24 protein-coding genes are annotated in these 23,051 nt (G+C 63.6%); 10 read left to right on the top strand and 14 right to left on the bottom strand.

All coding sequences use genetic code 11. The annotated features are described in order from the left end of the window. Window position 1: 1 nt before the first annotated feature. From LK03_RS12695 to LK03_RS12685, 3 genes are read right to left on the bottom strand one after another with little or no spacing between them, the layout of a single operon-like run. Window positions 2–886 carry a pseudouridine synthase gene (locus tag LK03_RS12695; protein ID WP_038412746.1) on the bottom strand — a complete coding sequence of 295 codons (885 nt, stop codon included), beginning with the start codon at window positions 884–886 and terminating at the stop codon, window positions 2–4. 51 nt (window positions 887–937) lie between these two features. Next, window positions 938–1,246, bottom strand: a complete 309-nt coding sequence (locus LK03_RS12690; RefSeq protein WP_038412745.1) for a hypothetical protein — start codon at window positions 1,244–1,246, stop codon at window positions 938–940. A 55-nt stretch (window positions 1,247–1,301) separates the two neighbouring features. Beyond that, window positions 1,302–1,550, bottom strand: coding sequence for a glutaredoxin family protein (locus LK03_RS12685; protein ID WP_038412744.1), 249 nt, complete (start codon window positions 1,548–1,550; stop codon window positions 1,302–1,304). Window positions 1,551–1,782: 232 nt separating this feature from the next. Between LK03_RS12685 and LK03_RS12680 the strand changes: the two genes are divergently transcribed. The 6 genes from LK03_RS12680 (at window position 1,783) to LK03_RS12655 (ending at window position 8,718) form a co-directional block, all read left to right on the top strand. After that, on the top strand, window positions 1,783–2,097 hold the full coding sequence (locus LK03_RS12680) for a DUF883 family protein (RefSeq protein WP_038412743.1): 315 nt from the start codon (window positions 1,783–1,785) through the stop codon (window positions 2,095–2,097). 10 nt (window positions 2,098–2,107) lie between these two features. Further along, the gene (locus LK03_RS12675) at window positions 2,108–2,482 is read left to right on the top strand and encodes a phage holin family protein (RefSeq protein ID WP_038412742.1); all 375 of its coding nucleotides are present in this window, start codon (window positions 2,108–2,110) and stop codon (window positions 2,480–2,482) included. Beyond that, complete coding sequence (locus LK03_RS12670) at window positions 2,479–2,805, top strand: hypothetical protein (protein ID WP_038412741.1); 327 nt, start codon at window positions 2,479–2,481, stop codon at window positions 2,803–2,805. Before LK03_RS12675 ends, LK03_RS12670 begins: the two co-directional genes overlap by 4 nt. Window positions 2,806–2,873: 68 nt before the next feature. Beyond that, a complete protein-coding gene (locus LK03_RS12665) occupies window positions 2,874–4,205 on the top strand; it encodes a deoxyguanosinetriphosphate triphosphohydrolase (protein WP_038412739.1) in 1,332 nt (443 codons plus the stop codon). A 271-nt stretch (window positions 4,206–4,476) separates the two neighbouring features. Beyond that, complete coding sequence (locus LK03_RS12660) at window positions 4,477–5,097, top strand: response regulator transcription factor (protein ID WP_038412736.1); 621 nt, start codon at window positions 4,477–4,479, stop codon at window positions 5,095–5,097. A gap of 9 nt (window positions 5,098–5,106) precedes the next feature. After that, a complete protein-coding gene (locus LK03_RS12655) occupies window positions 5,107–8,718 on the top strand; it encodes a transporter substrate-binding domain-containing protein (protein WP_038412735.1) in 3,612 nt (1,203 codons plus the stop codon). A gap of 39 nt (window positions 8,719–8,757) precedes the next feature. Here LK03_RS12655 and LK03_RS12650 read toward each other — a convergent pair whose 3' ends face one another. Next, window positions 8,758–9,102: a YggL family protein gene (locus LK03_RS12650; protein ID WP_038412734.1), complete on the bottom strand. Its 345-nt coding sequence runs from the start codon at window positions 9,100–9,102 to the stop codon at window positions 8,758–8,760. 184 nt (window positions 9,103–9,286) lie between these two features. Between LK03_RS12650 and dacB the strand changes: the two genes are divergently transcribed. Then, entirely contained in the window at window positions 9,287–10,747 is a 1,461-nt protein-coding gene (dacB, locus tag LK03_RS12645; RefSeq protein ID WP_038412733.1) for a D-alanyl-D-alanine carboxypeptidase/D-alanyl-D-alanine endopeptidase, read from the top strand. A gap of 72 nt (window positions 10,748–10,819) precedes the next feature. On the opposite strand, the gene LK03_RS12640 is transcribed toward dacB, so the two are convergent. The 10 genes from LK03_RS12640 to ccmA are packed head-to-tail and all read right to left on the bottom strand — an operon-like array spanning window position 10,820 to window position 18,154. After that, window positions 10,820–11,242, bottom strand: a complete 423-nt coding sequence (locus LK03_RS12640) for a lipoprotein (protein ID WP_038412732.1) — start codon at window positions 11,240–11,242, stop codon at window positions 10,820–10,822. After that, entirely contained in the window at window positions 11,239–12,438 is a 1,200-nt protein-coding gene (gene ccmI, locus LK03_RS12635) for a c-type cytochrome biogenesis protein CcmI (RefSeq protein WP_038412731.1), read from the bottom strand. Before ccmI ends, LK03_RS12640 begins: the two co-directional genes overlap by 4 nt. Next, window positions 12,431–12,907, bottom strand: a complete 477-nt coding sequence (locus LK03_RS12630; RefSeq protein WP_038412730.1) for a cytochrome c-type biogenesis protein — start codon at window positions 12,905–12,907, stop codon at window positions 12,431–12,433. Before LK03_RS12630 ends, ccmI begins: the two co-directional genes overlap by 8 nt. Continuing rightward, on the bottom strand, window positions 12,904–13,440 hold the full coding sequence (locus LK03_RS12625) for a DsbE family thiol:disulfide interchange protein (RefSeq protein WP_038412729.1): 537 nt from the start codon (window positions 13,438–13,440) through the stop codon (window positions 12,904–12,906). Before LK03_RS12625 ends, LK03_RS12630 begins: the two co-directional genes overlap by 4 nt. Continuing rightward, on the bottom strand, window positions 13,437–15,410 hold the full coding sequence (locus LK03_RS12620) for a heme lyase CcmF/NrfE family subunit (RefSeq protein ID WP_205621245.1): 1,974 nt from the start codon (window positions 15,408–15,410) through the stop codon (window positions 13,437–13,439). The genes LK03_RS12625 and LK03_RS12620 overlap by 4 nt, the downstream gene beginning before the upstream one ends. An 11-nt stretch (window positions 15,411–15,421) precedes the next feature. After that, on the bottom strand, window positions 15,422–15,874 hold the full coding sequence (ccmE, locus tag LK03_RS12615) for a cytochrome c maturation protein CcmE (RefSeq protein ID WP_038412725.1): 453 nt from the start codon (window positions 15,872–15,874) through the stop codon (window positions 15,422–15,424). Next, window positions 15,871–16,047 (bottom strand): heme exporter protein CcmD, encoded by a 177-nt coding sequence (ccmD, locus tag LK03_RS12610; protein ID WP_038412724.1) that lies wholly within the window; start codon window positions 16,045–16,047, stop codon window positions 15,871–15,873. Before ccmD ends, ccmE begins: the two co-directional genes overlap by 4 nt. Continuing rightward, window positions 16,044–16,811 carry a heme ABC transporter permease gene (locus LK03_RS12605; protein WP_038412723.1) on the bottom strand — a complete coding sequence of 256 codons (768 nt, stop codon included), beginning with the start codon at window positions 16,809–16,811 and terminating at the stop codon, window positions 16,044–16,046. The genes ccmD and LK03_RS12605 overlap by 4 nt, the downstream gene beginning before the upstream one ends. A gap of 45 nt (window positions 16,812–16,856) precedes the next feature. Beyond that, on the bottom strand, window positions 16,857–17,525 hold the full coding sequence (gene ccmB, locus LK03_RS12600) for a heme exporter protein CcmB (protein ID WP_038414707.1): 669 nt from the start codon (window positions 17,523–17,525) through the stop codon (window positions 16,857–16,859). Continuing rightward, window positions 17,522–18,154: a cytochrome c biogenesis heme-transporting ATPase CcmA gene (gene ccmA, locus LK03_RS12595; protein WP_038412722.1), complete on the bottom strand. Its 633-nt coding sequence runs from the start codon at window positions 18,152–18,154 to the stop codon at window positions 17,522–17,524. The genes ccmB and ccmA overlap by 4 nt, the downstream gene beginning before the upstream one ends. Before the next feature lie 206 nt (window positions 18,155–18,360). On the opposite strand from ccmA, the gene LK03_RS12590 reads away from it, so the two are divergent. The 3 genes from LK03_RS12590 to LK03_RS12580 are packed head-to-tail and all read left to right on the top strand — an operon-like array spanning window position 18,361 to window position 23,046. After that, on the top strand, window positions 18,361–19,920 hold the full coding sequence (locus LK03_RS12590; RefSeq protein ID WP_038412721.1) for a flagellar hook-length control protein FliK: 1,560 nt from the start codon (window positions 18,361–18,363) through the stop codon (window positions 19,918–19,920). Next, window positions 19,917–20,249 (top strand): EscU/YscU/HrcU family type III secretion system export apparatus switch protein, encoded by a 333-nt coding sequence (locus LK03_RS12585; RefSeq protein ID WP_038412720.1) that lies wholly within the window; start codon window positions 19,917–19,919, stop codon window positions 20,247–20,249. The genes LK03_RS12590 and LK03_RS12585 overlap by 4 nt, the downstream gene beginning before the upstream one ends. A gap of 58 nt (window positions 20,250–20,307) precedes the next feature. Then, window positions 20,308–23,046: a dermonecrotic toxin domain-containing protein gene (locus tag LK03_RS12580; protein ID WP_038412719.1), complete on the top strand. Its 2,739-nt coding sequence runs from the start codon at window positions 20,308–20,310 to the stop codon at window positions 23,044–23,046. Window positions 23,047–23,051: the final 5 nt, after the last annotated feature.

The following is a 23,051-nucleotide window of genomic DNA, read 5'->3' as shown; positions in this document are numbered from 1 at the left end:
GCTACCAGTCCAGGGTCAGCCGGGACTGGTAACAGCGCTCCCCTCCCCCCAGCGGATCTTCGAAACGCAGTTGCTGGGCCAGCAGCTTGAGCGGGCGCTGGTAGTCGTCCTGATCGTTACGCAGCGTCGGGTAGAACGGGTCGTTGCAGATCGGCGCACCCAGTGCCGCCATGTGCACTCGTAGTTGGTGAGTCTTGCCGGTGATCGGCAACAGGCCATAGCGCCACCACTGGCCATTGCGCTCGAGCACCTGGGCGTGGGTTTCACTGTTGGCGTCTCCGGGCACTTCCTGCATGCGAAAGAACGGCTCGCCATGTTCCAGGCGACTGCAGTGCACCAGTGGGAACTGACGCTGCGGCAGTGCCGCGGCGATGGCCTGGTAATGTTTTTCGATGCGCCGTTCGGGGAACAGTCGCTGATACAGGCTGCGGCTCTGCGGATTGGCGGAAAACAGCACCAGGCCGGCGGTGTGGCGGTCGATGCGGTGCAGCGGCACCAGATGCGGATTGTCCAGGCGGCGGATGAGCCGACGCAGCAAGGTCTGCTCGACGTACCCGCCTGACGGGGTCACCGGCAGAAAGTGCGGCTTGTCGACCACCACCAGGTGCTCGTCCTGAAACAGCACCTGCTCGTGTACCGGAATGGGTTTTTCCTCGGCAACCTCGCGAAAGTAATGCACCCGCATGCCACGCCGATAGACGTGCCCGACACCCAGCGCACGGCCATCGGCATCCAGCACACGGCCTCTTGAGAAGCGGTCGCACCACTGCTCACGGCTGATGGCAGGAAAGCGTTCGCACAGACAATCGAGTACCGTGGGCCAGTCACCGGGGGGCAGGCACAAGGTGCTGGCTTGCTGCTGGGCGGGGTCGAAGGTGGAAGTCATGGGGTGCCTGGGTCGGAATCAAACGCCGGATTATCCGCGATGCGTGGCGCCTCAGCCAGCCTGCTCGACCGGCTCGCAGCGCGCCTTGAGCCAGCGCAGCACCTGCACGGCATCCCAGCGTGCCGGGTCGTACAAGGCATAGGCCAGCCCCTGGTAACCCACCACATCCAGCGGCCGATGATAGCCAGCACGCTGAAACGACGCCTCGACCTCGGCAAAGCAGGTATTGAAATGCACCTTGCCGAATGGGGTACGTTCGTCGAGCACCAGGCCCTCCAGGCGTAGTTCCAGCACGGCATCTTCGAGCCGCCTGACATCCATACGGTTGACGCTGTACTTGAGTTGCTCGACATTGAGCATGGGCGCTTCCCGATACTGTATTTACATACAGCATACGGAGTTGCTCGGCTGCCCGTCAAATCGTCGAGGTGTGCAGAAATGCGACGACCTGCGCGGTATCGAACGGCCAGTCCAGCTCTGCGCCAGTGTCTGCGCGACGCAGCACCGGAATGCGCAGGGCGAGCCGTTCGCAGGTCGCCGGATCGTCGGTGATATCCAGCAGTTCGACCAGCAGGCCATGTTCGACCAACGGCATGAGCATGGACTCGGCCACTTCGCACAGATGGCACCCAAGGGTGCCGTACAGTTGGCATTCGGGCAGCATGGTGGTTTTGCGCCTAGTCTGGATGGGTGTTGTGTATCGAGGCACTATTCTAGTTCGGCACCGGGCCATGCGCATCTGCGCCAGATCAGCTCGGACCCGCGGCCACGCTGTAACACTTGCACTGCACGGGCCGTTGCCCGGCCCACCACTATCTGGCGCAACCATGCCCAGTGAACCTTCCGTACGGCGAGTCACTCGAACTACCCACAGACACTTACAGGGAGCGCCATTCATGGCCAGCAAATCGGCAAATACTGCACAAGACATCCTCATGGCTGACTTCCAGGCTCTGGTGCGCGATACGGAAAAACTGCTCGCCGACACCGCCAATCTGGCCGGGGACCAAGCTGATGAGCTGCGCGAGCAGGTTCACGAGCGTCTGGTGCAGGCCCGAGAGAGCCTGCAGCAAACCCAGGAAAACGTTCGCGAGCGAGGCCAGGAAGCGTTGCTGACCGTGGAAACCTATGTCCAGGAAAAACCTTGGCACGCCGTCGGCATCGCTGCAGGCGTAGGCCTGTTGATCGGCCTTCTGGCCAACCGTCGCTGAGGATCGGGTAATGGATAAGGACGCCGTCGGTACAGCAGCGACCGGCAAACGCCTGGGCGCTGCCGTGCTTGGATTGCTTCATAGCCACGTCGAACTGTTCGGCATCGAGTTGCAGGAGCAGAAAGGCCGCACCCTGCGCCTGCTGCTATTCGCAGGCTTTGCCCTGGTGTTCGGTCTGCTGCTGCTCTCTGCCCTCTCCGGGCTGCTGCTGGTACTGGTCTGGGACAGCTATCGCCTGGCTGGCATCATCGGCTTGTGCGTGTTCTACGCCCTGGCAGCGGTTTTCTGCGCGCTGCGCCTGAAATCGGCAGTGTTCGATGAATCATCACCTTTCAGCGCCACGCTCGAAGAGCTGGCCAAGGACCGGGAGCGCCTGTTGCCATGAGCCTGCCGCAAATGCCAACCAGCCGAGACCCCAAGGAAATGCGCAAGGCGCTGCTGCGCCTGCGCATGGAGATGCATCGCCAGGAAGTACGCCTGGAGACCGCGCAACTGCTCGACCCGATCCGCCGTCTGCGTAACATGGGCAGTTCGGTGCAGCACGGCCTGGATGGCCGTCGCCTGTCGTTCTGGAACCTGGCAGCCGTCGTGGCGCTGGGCTTTGTGACCGGCAAGGGCGTCCGTGGCGGCGGCCTGGCCCGCCTGCTGGGCATGAGCAGCAGCCTGGTACCGCTGGTACGCGCCCTGATCGAAAGCCGTCGACGCTGAACCTTCTGACTTGCGCGGGCATCCCCTACCCGCGCAAGCTCAGCGCTCGACCCGATGGAGATGCAGCCTTGGACTGGCATAGCCTGCTGAACCGCGAGCGTTTGGGCAAAGCCCATTCCAGCCCGCAGGAAATGGGCCGTAGCCCATTTCACAAGGACCACGACCGAATCATCTTTTCCGGTGCGTTTCGCCGTCTGGGGCGCAAGACCCAGGTGCACCCGGTGTACAGCAACGATCACATCCATACCCGCCTGACCCACTCGCTGGAGGTCAGCTGCGTGGGCCGCTCGCTGGGCATGGGCGTTGGCCAGACGCTGCGCGATCAGTTGCCGGACTGGTGCGAGCCAAGCGACCTGGGCATGATCGTGCAGTCGGCCTGCCTGGCCCACGATATCGGCAACCCGCCGTTCGGACATTCGGGCGAGGATGCGATCCGCTACTGGTTCCAGCAGGCCGCAGGACGTGGCTGGCTGGATGACATGAGCGATGCGCAACGCGCCGACTTCCTCAACTTCGAAGGCAATGCGCAAGGTCTGCGCGTCCTCACCCAACTGGAGTATCACCAGTTCGACGGCGGCATGCGCCTGACCTATGCCACCCTCGGTACCTACCTCAAGTATCCCTGGAGCGCGCGCCATGCCGACGCCCTTGGCTACAAGAAGCACAAGTTCGGCTGCTACCAGAGCGAGCTGCCCCTGTTGCAGACCATCGCCGACAAGCTTGGCCTGCCACAGCTGGAAGCGCAGCGCTGGGCGCGCCACCCTCTGGTCTACCTGATGGAGGCGGCAGACGACATCTGCTATGCCTTGATCGACCTGGAAGACGGCCTGGAAATGGACCTGCTGCACTACACCGAGGTCGAGGCGTTGTTGCTCGATCTGGTGGGTGATGACTTGCCCGACACCTACCGCCTTTTGGGCCCGAATGACTCACGTCGACGCAAGCTTGCCATCCTGCGCGGCAAGGCCATCGAGCACCTGACCAACGCCGCCGCCGAGGCGTTCGTCGAGCAACAGCCTGCTCTGCTGCGTGGCGAGCTGACAGGCGACCTGGTCGAGCATATGCACGGTCCGGCCCAGCGTTGCGTGCTGCAGGCCAAGGACATGGCGCGCAAGAAGATCTTCCAGGACAAGCGCAAGACCCTGCATGAAATCGGCGCTTATACCACCCTGGAAATACTCCTCAACGCCTTCTGCCTGGCGGCGCTCGAGCAACAGGGCGGACGCACGCCGTCGTTCAAGAGCCGGCGCGTGCTCGACCTGCTGGGCAATCATGCCCCCGACCCCAATGGCTCGCTGCACAGCGCCTTTTTACGCATGATCGACTTCATCGCCGGCATGACCGACAGCTACGCCAGCGAGATGGCCTGCGAAATGACCGGGCGCTCCAGCCCGGTGTGATCGGTATGCACTGCGTCGCTATGTCGCCGCGCAGTGCACTAGGAATCATCCTACAGTGCAATCAGTAGTAATAAACAGTAACTGCGAAATTTACATATATAGAAAACAACTGCGACTTGACACTTCAATACTCAGGGAAACTTCGTAGCCAGACTTCGATTTTACTGTAAGCCATTTCCTATATCCGTCTGATTGACCCAACCGCCATGTGCGACCCTCATCAACTACGTTAAGGTGCCGGCTGCCCACTTCTCCCGCATGGAAAGCCGATATGCATTCAATCCTCATTGTGGACGATCATCCGGTCATTCGTCTGGCTGTTCGGATGTTGCTGGAGAACCAGCACTACAAGATCGTCGGTGAATCCGACAATGGCGTCGACGCCATGCAGATGGTTCGCGAGAGCAAACCCGATCTGGTGATCCTCGACATCAGCATTCCCAAGCTCGATGGCCTTGAGGTGCTGTCGCGCCTGCAAAGCATGGGCCTACCCATGAAGGTGCTGGTGCTCACGGCGCAATCACCTGCGCTGTTCGCCGTGCGCTGCATGCAGTCCGGCGCTTCGGGCTATGTGTGCAAACAGGAGGATCTTGGTGAATTACTCAGTGCGATCAAAGCCGTACTTTCTGGTTACAACTATTTTCCGAGTCAGGCCATCAATACGACCTTGCAGCAGGACAATCGTGACCTTGAACTGTTTCGCCTGATCAACGACCGTGAGTTGATGGTATTGCAACTTTTTGCCCAGGGACGCAGCAACAAAGACATTGCCCGCGGGATGTTTCTCAGCAACAAGACGGTCAGTACCTACAAGAAGCGACTGATGCAGAAGCTGCAGGTCGAAACACTGGTCGAGCTGATCGACATCGCCAAGCGCAATGCGTTGGTCTGAGGCACGACCATGAATGCCCATGCCGGTCTGCTGCTGGCCCTGATCCTCTGCTGGTTCGCAGGCCAGGCCCAGGCACGCCCTCTCGATGCGCATACCTATCTGCTGCTAAGCCGCGCCAGTGCCCAGGCCATGGACATTCCATTGACCCCACGGCAGCGTCAGTGGATCAGCAGCCGCCAGCGGCTGGTGGTCGGCACCACCGCTCCGGACAATCCTCCCTTCGACATCACCATCGGCGGTCGCGAGTACCAGGGGCTGACGGCCGACTATGTGGGGCTGATCAGCACCGCCTTGGGGTTGCCCGTGGAGATCCTTCGTCTGCCAGACCGCAAGGCAGCGATCGAGGCGCTCAAGCGCGGACAAATCGACCTGCTGGGCAGTGCCAACGGCTTTGAAGCGGCGAAAGCCGGATTGGTGCTTTCAAGGCCCTACGCTGTCGACCAGCCCGTGCTGGTCACCCGCGAGGATGAAACCCGCCCTCTGGACATGGGCCTGGAGGGCATGCGTCTGAGCATGCTCTACCACTATCTGCCCAATACCGAGATCAGCGCCGCCTACCCCAATGCGCAACTGCAGACCTATGAATCGACCACGCAGGCGATCAATGCCGTAGCGTTCGACCAGGCCGATATCTTCATCGGCGATACCATTTCAACGCACTATCAGATCAACCAGGGGCACGTCCCCCACCTGCGCATGGCCAGCTTCGGCAAGCACGAGATGGTCGGCTTCAGTTTCGCCATGCGACAGAACGAGACCCTGCTGCTCGAGCTGGTCAATACCATTCTCGATGCCTTGCCCAGCAATACCCGCACGGAAATTTCCAGACGCTGGAGCGCCGGCAGCGACAACCTGCTGACCGACCGCAAGCTGCAGCTGTCAGAACGCGAAGCGCGCTGGCTGCGCAACAATCCCGTGATGCGTGTGGTAGTCAACGAGAATGCAGCACCGCTCTCGTTTCTCGACAGCAACGGCCACCTGCGTGGCATCGCGGCCGACCTGCTGGAACTGATCCGCCTGCGCACCGGCTTGCGCTTTCAGGTGCAGCGCGGCGGCGACATCAACGACATGATCGCCGGGCTGGTGCACGGTAGCAGCGATGTCATCGCCACCTTCGCAGACAACGAAGGTATCGGCAAAGGGCTGGGCATCACCCGCCCTTACCTGGAAACCTCACACGTCCTGGTGACCCGTGCCGACGCCGGCCAGCCTACCTCGCTCGATCAATTGGCCGGCAAGCGAGTAGCCGTTGCGGCGCACGGCAGCATCGAGCGCAAGCTCAGCGCAAGCCATCCGCAGATCGTGCTGGTGCCGACACAGAGCTCGTTGTATTCCATCGGCCTGCTGGCCAGTGGCGCAGTGGACGCCGCCGTGACCACGCTGATCGACGCCAACCATGCGCTCACCACCCGCGACAACCTGGTCATCCGCATGACCGTCGGCAGCGAGCCGGCGAGCTTCGCCATGGCCACGGCCCCGGGTGCGACGGAACTGGCTTCGATACTCGACAAGGCGCTGCTGAGCATCACCCCCGAAGAGCTTGGCGTGATCCACAGTCGCTGGCGCAGCTATAGCCTGTTCGACGATGCACAGTGGCCACTGTACCGGCGCATCATTCTTCAGGTGGTCTTGATTACCGCCGCCATGCTGGTCCTGGCGTTGATGTGGAACGCTCGCCTGCGTCGGCAGATCGGCCAGCGTCGTCTGGCCGAGCGAGCCTTGAGCGATCAGCTCGAATTCATGCGCGCGCTGCTCAACGGCACGCCGCATCCGATGTACGTTCGTGATCGCGAGGGGCGCCTGCAAAGCTGCAACGAAAGCTACCTGGAAGCGGTCAATGCCCAGGCCGATGACGTCCTGGGCATGCGCCTTGAAGAAAGCGCATTGACCAACTGCGCCTACACGCGGCAGATGCAGTGCGACTACCAGACCGTCATGGAGCAAGGCACGCCGTTGATTCTCGATCGACCGATGCGCTTCAACGACGAGGAGAAAACCCTTTACCACTGGATACTGCCTTACCGCGACTCGCTCGGCGAGGTGCAGGGCATCATCGGCGGCTGGATCGACATCAGTGACCGCCGAGAACTGGTCCAGGACCTGCGCCTGGCCAAGCAACAGGCAGACGATGCCAACCGAGCCAAGAGCACCTTCCTCGCGACCATAAGCCACGAGATCCGCACGCCGATGAACGCGGTGATCGGCATGCTGGAACTGGCCTTGCGCAGAGCCGATCACGGCGAGCTCGATCGCCCGGCCATCGAAGTCGCCCACCAGTCGGCCAAGGATCTGCTGGGTCTGATCGGCGATATTCTCGACATCGTTCGCATCGAATCCGGACACCTCTCGCTGAACCCGGAGGTGGTCGACCCCATCGAGCTGGTCGAATCGGTGGGCCGCGTGTTCGATGGTCTGGCGCGGCAGAAGGGTCTGGCGCTCCAAGTGGTGATAAGGCCCGGCCTGCGCAGCCATGCATGGGTAGACCCGCTGCGGTTCAAACAGGTGATCTCCAACCTGGTCAGCAACGCCATCAAGTTCACCGAACAAGGGCAGGTGCGCATCAGCGTAGCCTTGTGCGAGACCGCCACAGCGGGCTCACTGATGCTCGAACTGGAGGTCCACGACACCGGCATCGGCATCGGTGAAGACCAGCTCCGGCGCCTGTTCAGCCCATTCGTGCAAGCCAATCCGAACAGCCAGGAAGCCCGCAACGGCACAGGCCTGGGGCTGGTGATCAGCAAGAACCTGTGCGAGATGATGGGCGGCAGCCTGACCCTGGAGAGCCTGCAGGGCGTGGGCACGCGAGTGCGCATGCAGATGAGCCTGCGGCACGCGGAGCCTCCAGCGCCGCCGGCGATCTGTGAAGAAAAGACGCCACCGCTCGATCCGCACCTGCACGTACTGGTGATCGACGATCATCCGGCCAACCTGATGCTGATGACGCAGCAGCTCGACCAACTCGGGCTGAGCCATGAAAGTGCCAGCAATGGTCGCGAGGGGCTCAACACATGGCGAGCGGGTGACTTCGATGTGCTCATCCTCGACTGCAACATGCCGCACATGAGCGGCTACCAACTGGCACGCATCCTTCGCGCAGAAGAGCAGCTGCAGGGCCATCGACGCTGCACGATCCTGGGCTATACCGCCAACGCGCAGCCCGAAGTGCGCCAGCAATGCATCGATGCCGGGATGGACGACTGCCTGCTCAAGCCGATCTCGCTGTCAGCGCTCAACCAGCGCCTGAGCGGGATCAGCGCAGCCGGACAGCGTCAACCAGGGCACTCGCGACCTTTCGACTTGAGCGGTCTGAGAGCGGTGGTCGGCGACAGCGAGGCCGACCGCAGGCGGCTGCTGGAAACCTTGCTTTCGAGCCTTCAGCACGACTTCCATGAGCTGATGCGCATCGACCCGCAGGAAGCGCCCGACGCCCTGGCCGACCAGGCACACAAGATCCTGGGTGCGGCCCGCATGCTTGACGCCAGGGCGCTGATGCAGGCGTGCGAACTGCTGCAGCAACACCGCCAGGTGCAGCCTCTGCGAAACCACCGCCAACGCCTGGCACGTCATATGCGGCGAGTGGAAAAAGCGCTGAGACGAGAACTGCAGGTCAGCACTGCATAGAACTGAAACGGCCACCCGAGGGTGGCCGTTTTGCGTGGTTCAGGAAGCCGAGTTGATCGGTTTTTCCGGATACCAGGCGTCCAGCAGTGGGCTGACTTCGACCTTGGTCAGTTCGCTACGGGCCTTGAGCCATGCTTCGACTGCAGCGCGCTGCTCTTCGCTGACCGAGCCACGCTCGGCCAGGCAGACCAGACCGAAGTCATCACCGCCGACGTAGTCCAGACCATTGGCATCCATGGCCTCAGCCAGGAAAGCGTCGAGGAAAGCGTCGATGGCTTCGTCAGACAGGTCTTCCTTGAAAGCCAGGTTCAGCTCGAAACCCAACTCCTGGAATTCATCCACGCACAGCTTCTTGCGCAGTCGACGGGAACGGTTGGTAGCCATGAAACAATCCTCTTGAGTAATTACGCGCGGCACTTTAGCAGTTTCCGCGGGGCGGCGGCGCTTTTGTCTCAAAGCTGACGCATGTGGCCTACGCTTGGGGCATAATGCCAACGCTGTTTTCACGGGGCCATCATCTCATACAGCCCCTCTGCCCATTTCTTCCGTGCGCAGGTTTTTCCGACCCATGATCACATCTCTTCGTCCCCTTCTGCTCGCCGGTCTGCTGCTGCCGCTGGCGTTTTCCAGCCACGCAGCACCGGTCAACACCAGTCTCTCGCCCAAGGTGCAACAGGCACTCAAGACCAACAAACTGCAGGAATCGGCGTTGTCGCTGGTGATGCTGCCGCTCGACGGTCCGGGCGCTGCCACGGTGTACAACGCCGATGTCTCGGTCAACCCAGCCTCGACCATGAAGCTGGTGACCACCTACGCGGCACTCGAGCTGCTCGGCCCGACCTACCAGTGGAAAACCGAGTTCTACACTGACGGCGCGCTGAGCAATGGTGTGCTCAATGGCAACCTCTACCTCAAAGGTGGCGGTGATCCGAAACTGAACATGGAAAAACTCTGGCTGCTGATGCGCGACCTGCGCGCCAACGGCGTGCGCACCATCACCGGCGACCTGGTGCTGGACCGCAGCCACTTCGTCCAGCCGAACCTGCCCGCCTTCAATGACGATGGCGGTGACGAAAACAAGCCCTTCCTGGTCAAGCCCGACTCGCTCCTGGTCAACCTCAAGGCGCTGCGTTTCGTCGCGCGCAACGACGGCGGCAAGGTATCGGTATCGGTGGAGCCCCCCATCGCCAGCATCCGCATCGACAATCAGGTCAAGGCCGTGGCCTCCAAGCAGTGCAGTGGCGATGTGCGCTACAACCCGGTGCAGCAAGCTGACGGCATGAGCGTGGTGGTCAGCGGGCAGTTGGGCGATGGCTGCAACTCACAGACCTACCTCTCGCTGCTCGACCACCCCACCTACGCCGCGGGCGCCGTACGTGCCATCTGGAATGAACTGGGCGGCACCATTGCCGGCCGCGATCGGATCGAGAGTGTGCCCAAGAGCGCCCGCCTGCTGGCACGCGCCTTCTCGCCGGATCTGGTGGAAGTCATCCGCGACATCAACAAGTACAGCAACAACACCATGGCCCAACAGCTGTTCCTGAGCATTGGCGCGCGTTTCCGTACCGACGCCGATGGTGACGATGCCCGTGCCGCGCAGCGGGTCATCCGTCAGTGGATGGCCAAGAAAGGCATCACCTCACCGCACCTGGTCATGGAAAATGGCTCGGGGCTATCTCGCGCCGAGCGTGTCAGCACGCGGGAAATGGCCATGCTGCTACAGGCCGCCTGGAAAAGTCCGTACGCTGCCGAGTTCATCAGCTCCATGCCGCTGGTGGGCATGGACGGGACCATGCGCAAACGCCTGAAAGGAACGGCTCTGCGCGGTGAGGGCCACATCAAGACCGGCACCTTGAACACGGTGCGCGCCATTGCCGGCTTCACCCGCGACAGCAACGGCAACACCTGGGCCGTCTCGGCGATTCTCAACGATCCAAAGCCTTGGGGCGCCGCATCAATCCTTGATCAGGTTCTGCTGGACGTCTACCGGCAACCAAAGCTGGCTGGCAGCACCGCACAAGTGCCTTGATGGGCATCTGACTCAAGGAATGGGCCGCCGGACGGCGGCCATGGTTCAGGTGGCCAGCGCCTGTGTGCTCCCCTACTGTGCAAACGCCCTGCCCAGTCCACCCGGCACGCCACTGCTGTCGGTTTCCTGCCAGGGCCCTTCCGGGTTGACCGACCAGCTCCAGCCGTTGTTCCAGCGGTAGTAGGTGCGCTGGCGGTAGAAGGTATTGGGCTGCTTGTCGAGTACGTAGACGCCCATCTTCGGGTCCCAGTGACTGGCGCCACCCGGTGGCGGCGCGAAACTGGCAGAGGTGCGCGGCATGGGTTTGGGCGCCGCTGCCGGCTGGTTAGCCTTTGGCCCGCCGGGTTTTGGTCCGGGTAGCGGTGTGACCACTGGCCCCTTGGGGGGTGGCGCGGTTTCGATGGGCGGTGCGGGCTGCTCCACCGGGCGATGGCCGGTACAGGCTCCCAGCCCCAGAGCCAGGGCGATCACGGTCAGGCGGGCGAAGCTGTTCATGGCGCGGTCTCTCTAGAATCTGGGCGATCGATGATCAGGTGCTGAGCAGCCTGGGTCGAGGTCGCCAGCGGCGCGCTCTGCCCGATCCACTCACCCTGAGTTGGCTGCCCGCTGCGGGAGATGCGGGCTACCAGTTCGACTTGCCCGGCATCGGACAGTTTCATCTGCGCCATCATCGCATCGGCATCGCTCAGTTCGACCTCGACCGGCAATTGCGCGACCGTCACCCGCTTGGCGGCAAGCGGCATCCCCGGACCACTGCTGGCGCGGGCGAAGATGAACACGCTGTCGTCAGGCTTGACCTTGCCTTGCAGCGCGGGCGCCAGTTCGACGCGCACCTTGAGCTGTACCGCCGCGGTCGGCTGTCCGCCCGCCGCACGCAGCTTGTCCGCCGCCCGGTCGATACCGCCTTGCAAGGCGGCACGTGAGCTGTCGCCAGCCGGCAGCTGTGCCAGCAGACGCTGCCAGTAGGCGATCGCATCGTTGAAGCGCTCGCCCTCGAAGGCGGCGATGCCCAGCAAGCCCAGGCTGGTCACTTCATTGGGGTCGGCCTTGAGCGCCTCATCAGCCAGTGCCTGTAGCTGCGGGCTCCAGCGTTTGTCGTTGGCGAAATATTGCGCCTGTGCCCACTGCCCGAGCAGCTCGGGCTGGCGCCCGGCAAGTGCCACAGCGCGCTCGAAAGCCTTGGCGGCATTGTTCGGACGCTGCTCTGCCATGTAGGCGCGGCCAAGGAAATACAGGCTTTCGGCCGAATCGGGCTGGGCCTCGACGGCGCGCTCCAGACGGGTGGTCATTTCCGCCAGCGATGCCGGCGGCTCGGCGAACTCCTGGGTCAGCTTGACCTGTTCAGCCGCACCGAAATGCCAGTACAGCCCCAGGGCCAGCAACGGCATCGCCACCGCCAGCAACAGTGGAATGGTGATACCCAGCGAGCGCTGGCGCGTCGGCTCGGCCTGCTCGGTATCGGCCAGCAGCTCGCGAGCGGCTTCGGTACAGCCCCGTTCGAGCTGCGCCGAGTCGAGCACACCCCGCTCGGCCTGGGCACTGAGCTCCGCCACACGCTCCTGATACAAGGCCACGTTGAGCGCGGTCCGGTCCTGCTCCCGCTGCTGACGACGGCCGCGCAGGATGGGCAACAACAACACGCCGAACGCTGCGAGCAGCAGCAGGCCGGCGCCAAGACAGAATTCAGTCATGGGGATGATCTTTTTTCAGCAGATGGGCCAGACGCTCGCGCTCGGCCGGTGAAAGATGGTCAGCAGCGCTCGAGCTCGCGCCGCGTCGGCGCCGCACGATCACCGCCAGCACCACCAGCCCGCCCGCCAACAACAGGCCGGGGCCGAACCACAGCAGCCAGGTACGGGAGGTCAGGGCGGGCTTGTAGCGGACGAAGTCGCCATAGCGGTCGACCATGAAGTCGACGATCTGCTGGTTGTCCTTTCCCTCGCCGAGCATGCGGAAAATCTCTCTACGCAGATCGGCGGCAATCGGCGCGTTGGAGTCGGCGATGTCCTGGTTCTGGCATTTGGGGCAGCGCAGCTCCTTGGTCAGTTGCTGGTAGCGCTCACGCTCGGCCTGGTCACGGAACTGGTAGGTGTCGATGGCCGCCTGAGCAGCGCCCGCCAGCGTGATACCGAGCAACAGTGCAGTGATCCAGCCCCTCATGGCCGCCCCTCGTCAAGCAAGCTCTGATAGCGCGGGGCCAGCTGTTCACGCCAGACCGTCGCGTCGACCACACCCACATGCTTGTAGCGAATGACGCCCTTGGCATCGATCAGGAACGTCTCGGGCGCGCCATAGACGCCCAGGTCCACACCCAAAGTGCCCTGGGCGTCATCGATGTTCAGCTGGTAGGGGTTGTGGAACTCCACCAGCCACTTCAGCGCCGCGGGGTTGTCGTCCTTGTAGTTGATGCCATGAATCACCACGCCCTGCTCGGCGAGCTGGTTCAGGTACGGATGCTCGACCTTGCACGAAGGGCACCAGGTGCCCCAGACGTTGACCAGGGCCGGTTTGCCGAGCAGGTCGCGCTCGGTCAGGGTGCGCTCGCCCTGCACCGATTGCAGGGAAAAGCTCGGGAACGGCTTGCCGATCATCGCCGAGGGCAGTTCGTCGGGCTTGAGGAACAGCCCTTTGTACAGGAACACCGCCAGCAGCAGGAACGCCGCCAACGGCAGCACCATCATCCAACGTTTCATGCAGCAGCTCCGGCCATGCCCAGGGCTTCGCGCACCCGGGTCTTGATCTTGACGCGGTAGCGTCGGTCGAGCGCCGCCAGCACCCCACCCAGGCCGGTCAGCAGACCACCCAGCCAGATCCAGCGGACATAGGGTTTGACGTGTACGCGCACCGCCCAGGCGCCGTTCTCCAGCGGCTCGCCGAGGGCGACGTAGAGGTCGCGGGTAAAGCCTGCATCGATGCCAGCCTCGGTCATCATCGACTGCTGCACGGTGTACAGGCGTTTCTCGGGGTGCAGCACCGCCACCTCGCGACCGCCACGGGACACCCGCAGCGTGCCTTTGTCGGAAATGAAATTGGGGCCTTCGAAATGCCGAGCGCCTTCGAACAGGAACTGATAGCCGGCGAGCTCGACGGTATCGCCGGGGGCCATGCGCAGGTCGCGCTCGGCGCTGTTGTTGCTCGACAGCACCACGCCCAGGGCACACACCACCAGGCCCAGGTGCGCCACCTGCATGCCCCAGTAACTGCGACTCAGCCCGGCCATGCCTTTTAGCAAACCTTTGTGGCGGGTCTTGTCGAGCAGGTCGCGCAGACCACCGAATACCACCCAGGCGCCGAGGGCGAAGGTGCTCAGCACCGGCCAGTCGAAATCGTCCACCAGCCAACCGGCCAGGGGGGCGGCCAGAGCCGTGGCGATCAGCACCGGGGTGATCATGCTCACCAGCCATTGCCCGGGGGTGTCTTTCCAGCGCACCAGCACGCCGACGCCCAGCACCAGCATCAGCAAGGCCATCAAAGGCAGGAACAGTGCATCGAAATACGGTGGGCCGACCGACAGCTTGGCCCCGGTCAGCGCATCGAGCACCAGGGGGTAGAGGGTGCCGAGCAGAATCATCGACGCGGCCACCACCAGCACCAGGTTGTTGGCCAGCAACAGGGTTTCCCGCGACCACAGGGCAAAGCCCACCTGGCTCTTGACCACCGGTGCGCGCAGGGCGAACAGCGTCAGTGAGCCACCCACCACGAACAACAGGAAGATCAGGATGAACACGCCGCGCGACGGGTCGGCAGCGAATGCGTGTACCGAGGTCAGCACGCCCGAACGCACCAGGAACGTGCCGAGCAGGCTGAGGGAAAACGCGGCGATCGCCAGCAGCACCGTCCAGCTCTTGAACACCCCGCGCTTTTCTGTCACGGCCAGGGAATGGATCAGCGCAGTGCCGACCAGCCACGGCATGAACGAGGCGTTTTCCACCGGATCCCAGAACCACCAGCCGCCCCAGCCCAGTTCGTAGTAGGCCCACCACGAACCCAGGGTGATGCCAACGCCGAGAAAGGCCCAGGCGACCAGGGTCCACGGACGGGACCAACGCGCCCAGGCCGCGTCGAGACGGCCGCCGAGCAGCGCGGCGATGGCGAAAGCGAAGGCCACCGAGAAGCCGACATAGCCCATGTACAGCATCGGTGGGTGGACGATCAGGCCGATGTCCTGCAGCAACGGGTTGAGATCACGGCCATCGGTCGGCACCTGGGGTAACAGGCGCTGGAATGGATTGGAGGTGACGATGAGAAAACTCAGAAAGCCCACGCTGATCAGGCCCATGACCGCCAGCACCCGCGCCAGCATGACCTGCGGCAATTGCCGCGAACACACCGACACGGCGAAGGTCCAGCCGCCGAGGATCAGCGCCCAGAGCAGCAGCGACCCCTCGTGGGCGCCCCACACTGCGCTGAACTTGTAGTACCAGGGCAAGGCGCTGTTGGAGTTGCTGGCGACATACGCCACCGAGAAGTTGTCGGTCATGAAGGCATGGGTCAGACACGCGAAGGCGAAGGCCAGGAAAGCGAACTGCCCCCAGGCTGCCGGGCGCGCCAGGCTCATCCACAGGCTGTCGCCGCGCCAGGCGCCGACCAGAGGAACGACGGCCTGCACCAGCGCGAAGCAGATCGCCAGGATCATCGCCAACTGACCCAGTTCAGGCACCAGCAGAGCGGCGTTCATGGGCGGGCCTGCGTGGCGGCGGCCTGGCCGTTTTCCTTGAGGGCCTTGGTGACTTCAGGCGGCATGTACTTCTCGTCATGCTTGGCCAGCACCTCGTCGGCCACCACCACGCCTTCGGCGTTGAGCTTGCCCAGGGCGACGATGCCCTGCCCCTCGCGGAACAGGTCAGGGAGGATGCCGCGGTAGGTGATCGGCACCGACTTGTTGAAATCGGTGACCACGAAACGCACGTCGAGCGAATCACCCGAGCGCTGTAGCGAGCCCTGCTCGACCATGCCCCCGGCGCGAATGCGGGTATCCTGCGGCGCCTCGCCATTGGCGATCTGCGTCGGCGTGTAGAACAGGTTGATGTTCTGTTGCAGGGCGCTCAGGGCCAGGCCTACGGCCAGGCCGAACCCGGCCAGCAGACCGAGGATGATGAACAGGCGTTTCTTGCGCTGCGGATTCACGACTTGCTCTCCCGGCGCAGACGACGCGCCTCTTCTTGCAGGTAACGACGCCGGGCCAGCACGGGCGCTGCGACGTTCACGGCCAGCACCAGCAGGCACACGCCATAGGCCGACCACACATACAGGCCATGGTGACCCATGGCGAAAAAGTCGCTCAAGGATGCGAAGTTCATCGCCGTGCCCCTCGACCCAGGTTTTTCAGTACCTCGTCCTTGACCCAACTGGCGCGCGCCTCGCGCCGCAACACTTCCAGGCGCATCCGCGCCAGCAACACCGCGCCGAAGAAGCAGTAGAAGCCCAGCGCGGTCAGCAACAGCGGCAGCCACATTTCCGCCGGCATGGCCGGCTTTTCGGTGAGGGTGAAGGTCGCGCCCTGGTGCAGGGTGTTCCACCACTCCACCGAATACTTGATGATCGGAATGTTCACTACACCGACGATCGCCAACACCGCACAGGCCTTGGCCGAGCTGTCACGATTGCTGATCGCCTGGCCCAGGGCAATGATGCCGAAGTACAGAAACAGCAGGATCAGCATCGACGTAAGTCGCGCATCCCAGACCCACCAACTGCCCCAGGTGGGCTTGCCCCACACCGCGCCGGTGACCAGCGCCAGGGCGGTCATCCAGGCACCGATGGGCGCGGCGCATTGCAGCGCGACGTCGGCCAGTTTCATCTTCCACACCAGCCCCACTACTCCGGCCACGGCCAGCATCACATAGCACGACTGGGCCAGCATGGCGGCCGGCACGTGGATGTAGATGATGCGAAAGCTGTTGCCCTGCTGGTAATCCTGCGGGGCGAAGGCCAGCCCCCAGACCATGCCGACCAGCAACAACAGACCGGCGGCGATGGACAGCACCGGCAGCAGGCGGCCGCTGATGGCGTAGAACCATTTCGGCGAGCCGAGTTTGTGGAACCATGTCCAGCGTGTCTTCATCACGGTGTATCCAGGCTTATGCCGGGCTCGCAGGCCCGGTACTCGTTATTCACCGACGCTGATCTTCAGCCCGGCGGCAATCGCAAAGGGCGCCAGGGTCACGCTCAGGGCCGCCAGGCTGGCGAGCCAGAGCAAATATCCGGTAGCCGGCATAGCTTGCAACGATGCCTGCAAGGCGCCACTGCCCAGGATCAATACCGGTACATATAGCGGCAGAATCAGCAGCGCCAGCAGCAGCCCGCCGCGCTTGAGCCCCACCGTCAATGCCGCGCCGACCGCGCCCAGCAGGCTCAGTACCGGCGTGCCCAGCAGCAGTGAAACCAGCAGCACCGGCAGGCAGCGCGCCGGCAGGCCGAGCATCAGTCCCAGCAGCGGCGCCAACAATACCAGTGCCAGCCCGGAAAAGATCCAGTGCGCCAACACCTTGGCCAGCACCAGCAGCGGCAGCGGCTGTGCCGAGAGCAGCCACTGTTCCAGCGAGCCGTCCTCGAAATCGCTGCGAAACAGGCCGTCCAGCGACAGCAGAACGGCCAACAGCGCGGCGACCCACACCAGGCCCGGTGAAAGGGTTTGCAACAACTGGGTTTCCGGACCGACCGCCAGGGGGAACATCGCGACCACGATGGCGAAGAACACCAAGGGGTTGAGCAGCTCCGACGGACGCCGACACAGCAGGCGTGCTTCACGGCGCAGCAACAGGCTGAAGACACTCATGCGGCCCATTGCCCCAGATTCAGTTCGCGATACCCCGACGGTCGCAGCGCGAGACTGTGGTGGGTGGTGAGTACCACCGCACCGCCCTGCTGGCAATGCGCAGCCAGGTGCGCTTCGAGTTGCGCCACGCCGTGTTTGTCGAGCGCAGTGAAGGGCTCGTCGAGAATCCACAGCGGGGAACCGTCCAGGTACAGGCGAGCCAGCGCCACACGACGTTGCTGGCCGGCCGAGAGGGTATGACACGGCACGTCTTCGAAACCGCGCAGACCCATCGCCGCCAACGCCTGGCCGATGGCAGTGGCGCTGACCGGCCGATGCAGGGCGCACAGCCAGGCAAGGTTTTCCTCGGCGGTGAGCAGATCCTTGATACCGGCGCTGTGGCCGATCCACAGCAACAGCTCGGCCAGGGCCTGGCGGCGCTCGGCCAGCGGTGCGCCATCGAGCAGCAGTTGCCCGGCGGTGGGTTGCATGAGCCCGGCCAGCACACGCAGCAGGCTAGTCTTGCCACTGCCGTTGGGCCCGCTGACCTGCAGCATGTCGCCGGGGCGCAGGTCGAGATCGAGGCCCTCGAACAGCAGACGCCAGTCGCGTTCGCAGGCAAGGCCAAGGGCCTGGAGATGAAAGGTCACGGTTTCGCCTTATGCTGTACAAGGTGTGTCGCATCGCGCGTTGCAGCGTCGGGGTCGATTCCAGGCCGTCGATGCCGGCTCAAGTCGTCGCACCGGCTGCCGTTACACTGGCAGCGACAGACGTCGGGCGGAGCGCGCAACGGCCGGCATTATACATGTACGGTGCCGAGGCCAAGAGGGCTTGGCTCAACAGGTTGTATACAATCATGACCGAAATCAATAGTCTTGCGCCTTTGTTGCCGTCCGGCGCCGCTGGCGCCAAGCCCGCCGCCAGCGGCGAGGTGCTGCGCCTGACCCAGCCCCAGGGTGAGCTGCTGCCCCCGGGCACCACCGCCCAGGCCGATGTGCTGAGCGTGCGCCAGGCCGGGCAGGACTTCCAGATGCTGCTGCGCCTGACCCTGGCCAATGGCAATCAGGCCAACGTGCAGGCCACCGCCAGCCAGCCATTGCCACCTGGTAGCCAGGTGACCGTGAGCCAACCCTACAGCAGCCAGTTGGCGTTGCTCAGCCAATCCCTGGGCAGCGACAAGCTGGCTGCGCTGACCCGCCTGGACAGCCGTGATACCCCCCCGGGCACCCTGCTGCAAGGCAAGGTGCTGACCACCCAGGCACTGCCCCAGGTCGCCGGTCAGGCCGCCGTCTACCGCTCGCTGGTGAGCCTGCTCAACACTCCCCAGGCCGGCGCCACGCTGAGTATCGACAGCCCGCGTCCACTGGCCGTGGGCAGCCTGTTGAGTGCACGCGTCGAAGGCGACCAGTCGCTGCGCTTCGTGCCGCTCAGCGGTCGCCAGGAACAACTTGCGGTTACCCAGCAACTGCTCAGCCAGCAAGGTCGACAAGCCAGCCTCACGGGCGTGCTCGATGCGCTGCTGCGCCTGCCGAGCGACACCACCAGCAGTGAACTGCGCAGCGCCGCCGAACGTTTGCTGGCCGGCCTGCCGGATATCCGCCAGCTCGGTGACGCCAAGGCCGTGGCCCAGGCGTTGAGCAACAGCGGCAGCTTCTTCGAAGCGCGCCTGATTGCCGGGCAACCGGTGGCCACCGACCTCAAGGCGAACCTGCTGCAGCTGGTCGGGCACACCAGCCTGGCCACCGGCAACGCCCCGTTCAATCCGGCGTCCAGTGCCCTGGCCGCCACCCTGCCCGCCCTGCCAGGGCTGGCTCGCGCCGCCCTGGGCATGCTTGGCAATGCTGCGCCACGCAACCCCTCAGGTGGCTTCCCGCTGCCAGCACGGCTGTTGCAGGGGCTGGCCGGTGAAGGTGACGTGCAACAGTTGCTGCGCCTGGCTGCCGCTGCCATCGCCCGCCTGCAAAGCCACCAGCTCGGCAGCCTGCAGCAGAGCGGCATCGATCAGAACGGCAACCTGCAGACCACCTGGCAGACGGAGCTTGCGCTACGCAGTGGCCAGGAATTCGTGCCGGTACAGGTCAAGCTGCAACGCCAGGACGCCAGCGAGCCCGACAGTGAACGCGCACCCGCTGCGCGGGAAACCCCCGAACCGTTGTGGCGCATCGAACTGGCTTTCGACCTGCACCCACTGGGACCTTTGCAGGTGCTGGCACAACTGAGCCAGGGCCAGCTGTCCGGGCAACTGTGGGCCGAGCGCCCGGCCACCGCGCAGTTGCTCGACAGCCAGCTCGACGCCCTGCGCGAGCGCTTGCTCGACCGTGGCCTGCAGGTTGGCGAACTGGCGTCCCATCCGGGTACCCCTCCCCTGGGGCCGCGCACACGCCTCGAACAGCGCTGGGTAGACGAAAACGCATGAACAGTACACCGCGCCAGGCCATAGCCCTGAGTTACGACGGCGAACAGGCGCCGACCCTCAGCGCCAAGGGTGACGACGAATTGGCCGAAGCCATCCTTGCCCTCGCCCGCCAGCACGAAATCCCCATCTACGAAAACGCCGAGCTGGTGCGCCTGCTGGCGCGTCTGGAACTGGGCGAGCAGATTCCCGAGGCGCTGTATCTGACCATCGCCGAGATCATCGCCTTCGCCTGGCAACTGCGCGGTAAAGTGCCTGCAGGCTTCGATGGCAGCCCACGTCAGCGCGACGTCACGCCAGCGCCGCTGGCCTTGCCACCGGGCACTATGTAACACCCGCGCAGACGGGCATTGACCAAGGTGGCGGCTTTGCATCCACTGAGGTTTTGCCATGCAAGCCATCCCCGCCGAAAACCTGCCACTGGTCAGCGCCGCGCTGCGCGACTTCCCCCGTCCTGACAGCCTGGCGCTCAACGCCCTGCGCCAATGGCTGGCCGAGCGAGATATCGAAGACTCACCGCTGAATATCGATGTGGTGACCTTCCATTACCAGCTCGAGCCTTTGGGCGAAGGGCGCACGCATTTTCGCGAAAATGCCGTGATCACGCAGAAAATGAACCTGGTCGAGGCGTTGCTGTGCAACTGGCAAGGCGAGACTGCGGCAGGCTATGGCGGGTTTCATTATGGCGACTGGGCTGGCTTGGCCCCTAGCGGGACGCTGCGCCTGGTCGAGCGCCTGGAAACCCATCAGGTTTTTTCCAATGCCTCCGATCACCTGGTGTTCAATGGCCTGTACCGGCAAACAGAACCTGCTGAATTTGGCCCCCATACCCGCCTGACGATCCGCGCCGAGGATTTCCAGGGGTTCATCTGGAGCCTGCACTTCCACACGGCGTACAAAGCCCTGCTGGACAAATACTGGCGCTCCAGCCTCGACTTGTATCGCCGTGCGTTGAAGATCAACTTCATCGCTGCCTGCAATCGCCAGGTCAGCCATGCCAGCCTCAGCGAGCCTGGCCGGCAACTGGCGTGGCAGGCGGCGGGTCTGCTGCCACCTTCCCATGCGCCGTTGCGCGTCTCGATGCTCAACGTCTACGGCTATGCCAGCAGCTCGATTCTGTGCCTGCATAACACGCACACGGGGCTGACGCTGCTCTACATCCCCGGTAACAGCTATCCGTTCCACGAATTCATCGACCGTTCGAGCATGCAGCGCTGGTTCGCCGAGCAGTGTCGCGATTCGGCCAAACGTAAAGCGCTGCTGCACTGTTTCAGCCCGGCCGACTGGCCAGATGGCCTGGAATTCAGTGGGGCGCGCACCGCACTCAAGGGGCTGGGCGTCTACCCCAAGGCTTATCGGCTTTCGACCCAACGTCCAGGCTTCACCACCAGCGGCACCTGGCATCCGGAGGAAATCGTCGACTACCGTGCCGAGCGTTACAGCCCGCCCCTCAGTGGCGACCTGTTCGCCCACCTCGCGCGCCTGCGGCAGAAGCGCTCCTACGCCGACGCCGACAGCCAGATCATCAGCAATCACCAGATCGACAAGGCCAACTGGACCAACTACCTGAACATCGCCCTGGGCATGCTGGCGCCGGTGGCGATGGTGCTACCGGTGCTGACGCCGTTGCTGGCCTTCGGCGGACTTGCGCAGTTCGCCTTGGGCATGGACAAGCTGTTGCACGGGCGCGATGCCGAAGAGCAGGCCGCGGGCGTGCAGCTAGGAGTGTTCGGGCTATTGAACGCTGCGCCTCTGGCGGGCAACGGCATCAGGCTGGCGAACGCGGTGTTTCGCTTCCGCCACCCAGGTTTTTTCTCCAGCGGCCGCCTCGACAGCCTGCTGGGCGAGCGGGTTGGCGCAGCACCCGTGCTCGATGCGTTGGAACTTCAACCGGCGCAGGTCGCCTTCCGTGAATCGCCGGCCCCCGAGGCCGTAGAGCAGGCGGTAATCAGGCGAATCGATTCCGGGCTGCTGCACTGTTTTTCCGCTCGTCTGCTGACCGAAGACGGCATCGTCAATGAATGGGTGGAATACGAACTGGGCAGTGACAGCTTCGTGCGCCAACGGCAAGCTGGCGAGGCTGACGGGCAGCGCTGGATACCGTCCCACGACGACCCCCAGGTACTGGTCAGGCGCGACGATCCAGACCGCCCCGTCACCGACCAGGGACGCATGGCGCGGCTGCGCAGCCTGGGTATCGAAGTCGATCTACCCATCGACTTCAGCTCCTATGCCGCCCTGCCCCGCACGCCGATTCCGCGCCTGGTCAGCAGTCTCTGGGTGGGTGACCGCCTTTTGACCAACCCTTATCTAGAAGCGCTGATCCACAATGCCCGAGCCTTGGAACACAGCGAATACCACTACCGACTGCTGTTGTCGCAACAAGATCTGATCGTCTACCAGGACAACCTCACCCTGCTGCGGACCCGAGCGCCGTCGCTGGAAGTGCTCAAGCTGGAAGAACAGCCGTTCTTCCACGACTTCGTCGAGTCGCCCTACTACCCCCAGTACCAGGCGGCGCTAGGCACGGCGCCCGGCTCGGTGAGCAATTTCGCTTCGGCTTGCGACATCCTGCGCTACCGCCTGCTGGCGCATTACGGTGGGCTTTACCTGGATGCCGACGATCTGATGCTGCTTCCCAATACGGCACAACCAAGTTCGCTGCCTTTGAACCGAATCGAGCTCAGTACCACGGCTGACGGCCTGCTGCTGGCGCCGCCGGTATCCAACGACCAGATGGGCCTGTATATCAAGTTCAACAACAGTCTGATCGGCAGCCACCCCGGCAACCCGACCCTGGATGCGTTGTCCGATGAAGTCGTGGCCCGCTACCAACTGCAGCGCACGTTCTATCAGAGCCGCCCAGACGCCCTGCTGCAACCCGAAGCGTTCGAAGCTTATGCGCGCCAGCTCAGCCAGCTCACCGGCCCGGCCGTGCTCAATGATGTCATCGACCAGCGCCTGCCCTGGCTGCGGCAACTGCGCGAGCTGTGCAACCTGATGGTCTCGCCAGTGCACGATCTGCATGCCACGCTCGACCTCAGTCAATTTCTGACGGTACTGCGTGAGCACGTGCCGCTCAATCAAGTCGCGTCGATCGGCAGCGGGCGCAGCTGGCAGCATCAATAAGCGTT

This window comes from Pseudomonas cremoricolorata, from assembly GCF_000759535.1.
GTDB classification, from domain to species: Bacteria; Pseudomonadota; Gammaproteobacteria; order Pseudomonadales; family Pseudomonadaceae; genus Aquipseudomonas; species Aquipseudomonas cremoricolorata_A.
Note: the sequence above shows the minus strand (reverse complement) of the source record. Positions and strands in the feature narration are given on the sequence as shown.

Excerpts from the sequence above, each read along its gene's own strand:
- LK03_RS12695 (WP_038412746.1), bottom strand. The coding sequence starts at position 886 with ATGACTTCCACCTTCGACCCCGCCCAGCAGCAAGCCAGCACCTTGTGC.
- LK03_RS12690 (WP_038412745.1), bottom strand. The coding sequence starts at position 1,246 with ATGCTCAATGTCGAGCAACTCAAGTACAGCGTCAACCGTATGGATGTC.
- LK03_RS12685 (WP_038412744.1), bottom strand. The coding sequence starts at position 1,550 with ATGCTGCCCGAATGCCAACTGTACGGCACCCTTGGGTGCCATCTGTGC.
- LK03_RS12680 (WP_038412743.1), top strand. The coding sequence starts at position 1,783 with ATGGCCAGCAAATCGGCAAATACTGCACAAGACATCCTCATGGCTGAC.
- LK03_RS12675 (WP_038412742.1), top strand. The coding sequence starts at position 2,108 with ATGGATAAGGACGCCGTCGGTACAGCAGCGACCGGCAAACGCCTGGGC.
- LK03_RS12670 (WP_038412741.1), top strand. The coding sequence starts at position 2,479 with ATGAGCCTGCCGCAAATGCCAACCAGCCGAGACCCCAAGGAAATGCGC.
- LK03_RS12660 (WP_038412736.1), top strand. The coding sequence starts at position 4,477 with ATGCATTCAATCCTCATTGTGGACGATCATCCGGTCATTCGTCTGGCT.
- LK03_RS12655 (WP_038412735.1), top strand. The coding sequence starts at position 5,107 with ATGAATGCCCATGCCGGTCTGCTGCTGGCCCTGATCCTCTGCTGGTTC.
- LK03_RS12650 (WP_038412734.1), bottom strand. The coding sequence starts at position 9,102 with ATGGCTACCAACCGTTCCCGTCGACTGCGCAAGAAGCTGTGCGTGGAT.
- dacB (WP_038412733.1), top strand. The coding sequence starts at position 9,287 with ATGATCACATCTCTTCGTCCCCTTCTGCTCGCCGGTCTGCTGCTGCCG.
- LK03_RS12640 (WP_038412732.1), bottom strand. The coding sequence starts at position 11,242 with ATGAACAGCTTCGCCCGCCTGACCGTGATCGCCCTGGCTCTGGGGCTG.
- ccmI (WP_038412731.1), bottom strand. The coding sequence starts at position 12,438 with ATGACTGAATTCTGTCTTGGCGCCGGCCTGCTGCTGCTCGCAGCGTTC.
- LK03_RS12630 (WP_038412730.1), bottom strand. The coding sequence starts at position 12,907 with ATGAGGGGCTGGATCACTGCACTGTTGCTCGGTATCACGCTGGCGGGC.
- LK03_RS12625 (WP_038412729.1), bottom strand. The coding sequence starts at position 13,440 with ATGAAACGTTGGATGATGGTGCTGCCGTTGGCGGCGTTCCTGCTGCTG.
- ccmD (WP_038412724.1), bottom strand. The coding sequence starts at position 16,047 with ATGAACTTCGCATCCTTGAGCGACTTTTTCGCCATGGGTCACCATGGC.
- LK03_RS12605 (WP_038412723.1), bottom strand. The coding sequence starts at position 16,811 with ATGAAGACACGCTGGACATGGTTCCACAAACTCGGCTCGCCGAAATGG.
- ccmB (WP_038414707.1), bottom strand. The coding sequence starts at position 17,525 with ATGAGTGTCTTCAGCCTGTTGCTGCGCCGTGAAGCACGCCTGCTGTGT.
- LK03_RS12590 (WP_038412721.1), top strand. The coding sequence starts at position 18,361 with ATGACCGAAATCAATAGTCTTGCGCCTTTGTTGCCGTCCGGCGCCGCT.
- LK03_RS12585 (WP_038412720.1), top strand. The coding sequence starts at position 19,917 with ATGAACAGTACACCGCGCCAGGCCATAGCCCTGAGTTACGACGGCGAA.
- LK03_RS12580 (WP_038412719.1), top strand. The coding sequence starts at position 20,308 with ATGCAAGCCATCCCCGCCGAAAACCTGCCACTGGTCAGCGCCGCGCTG.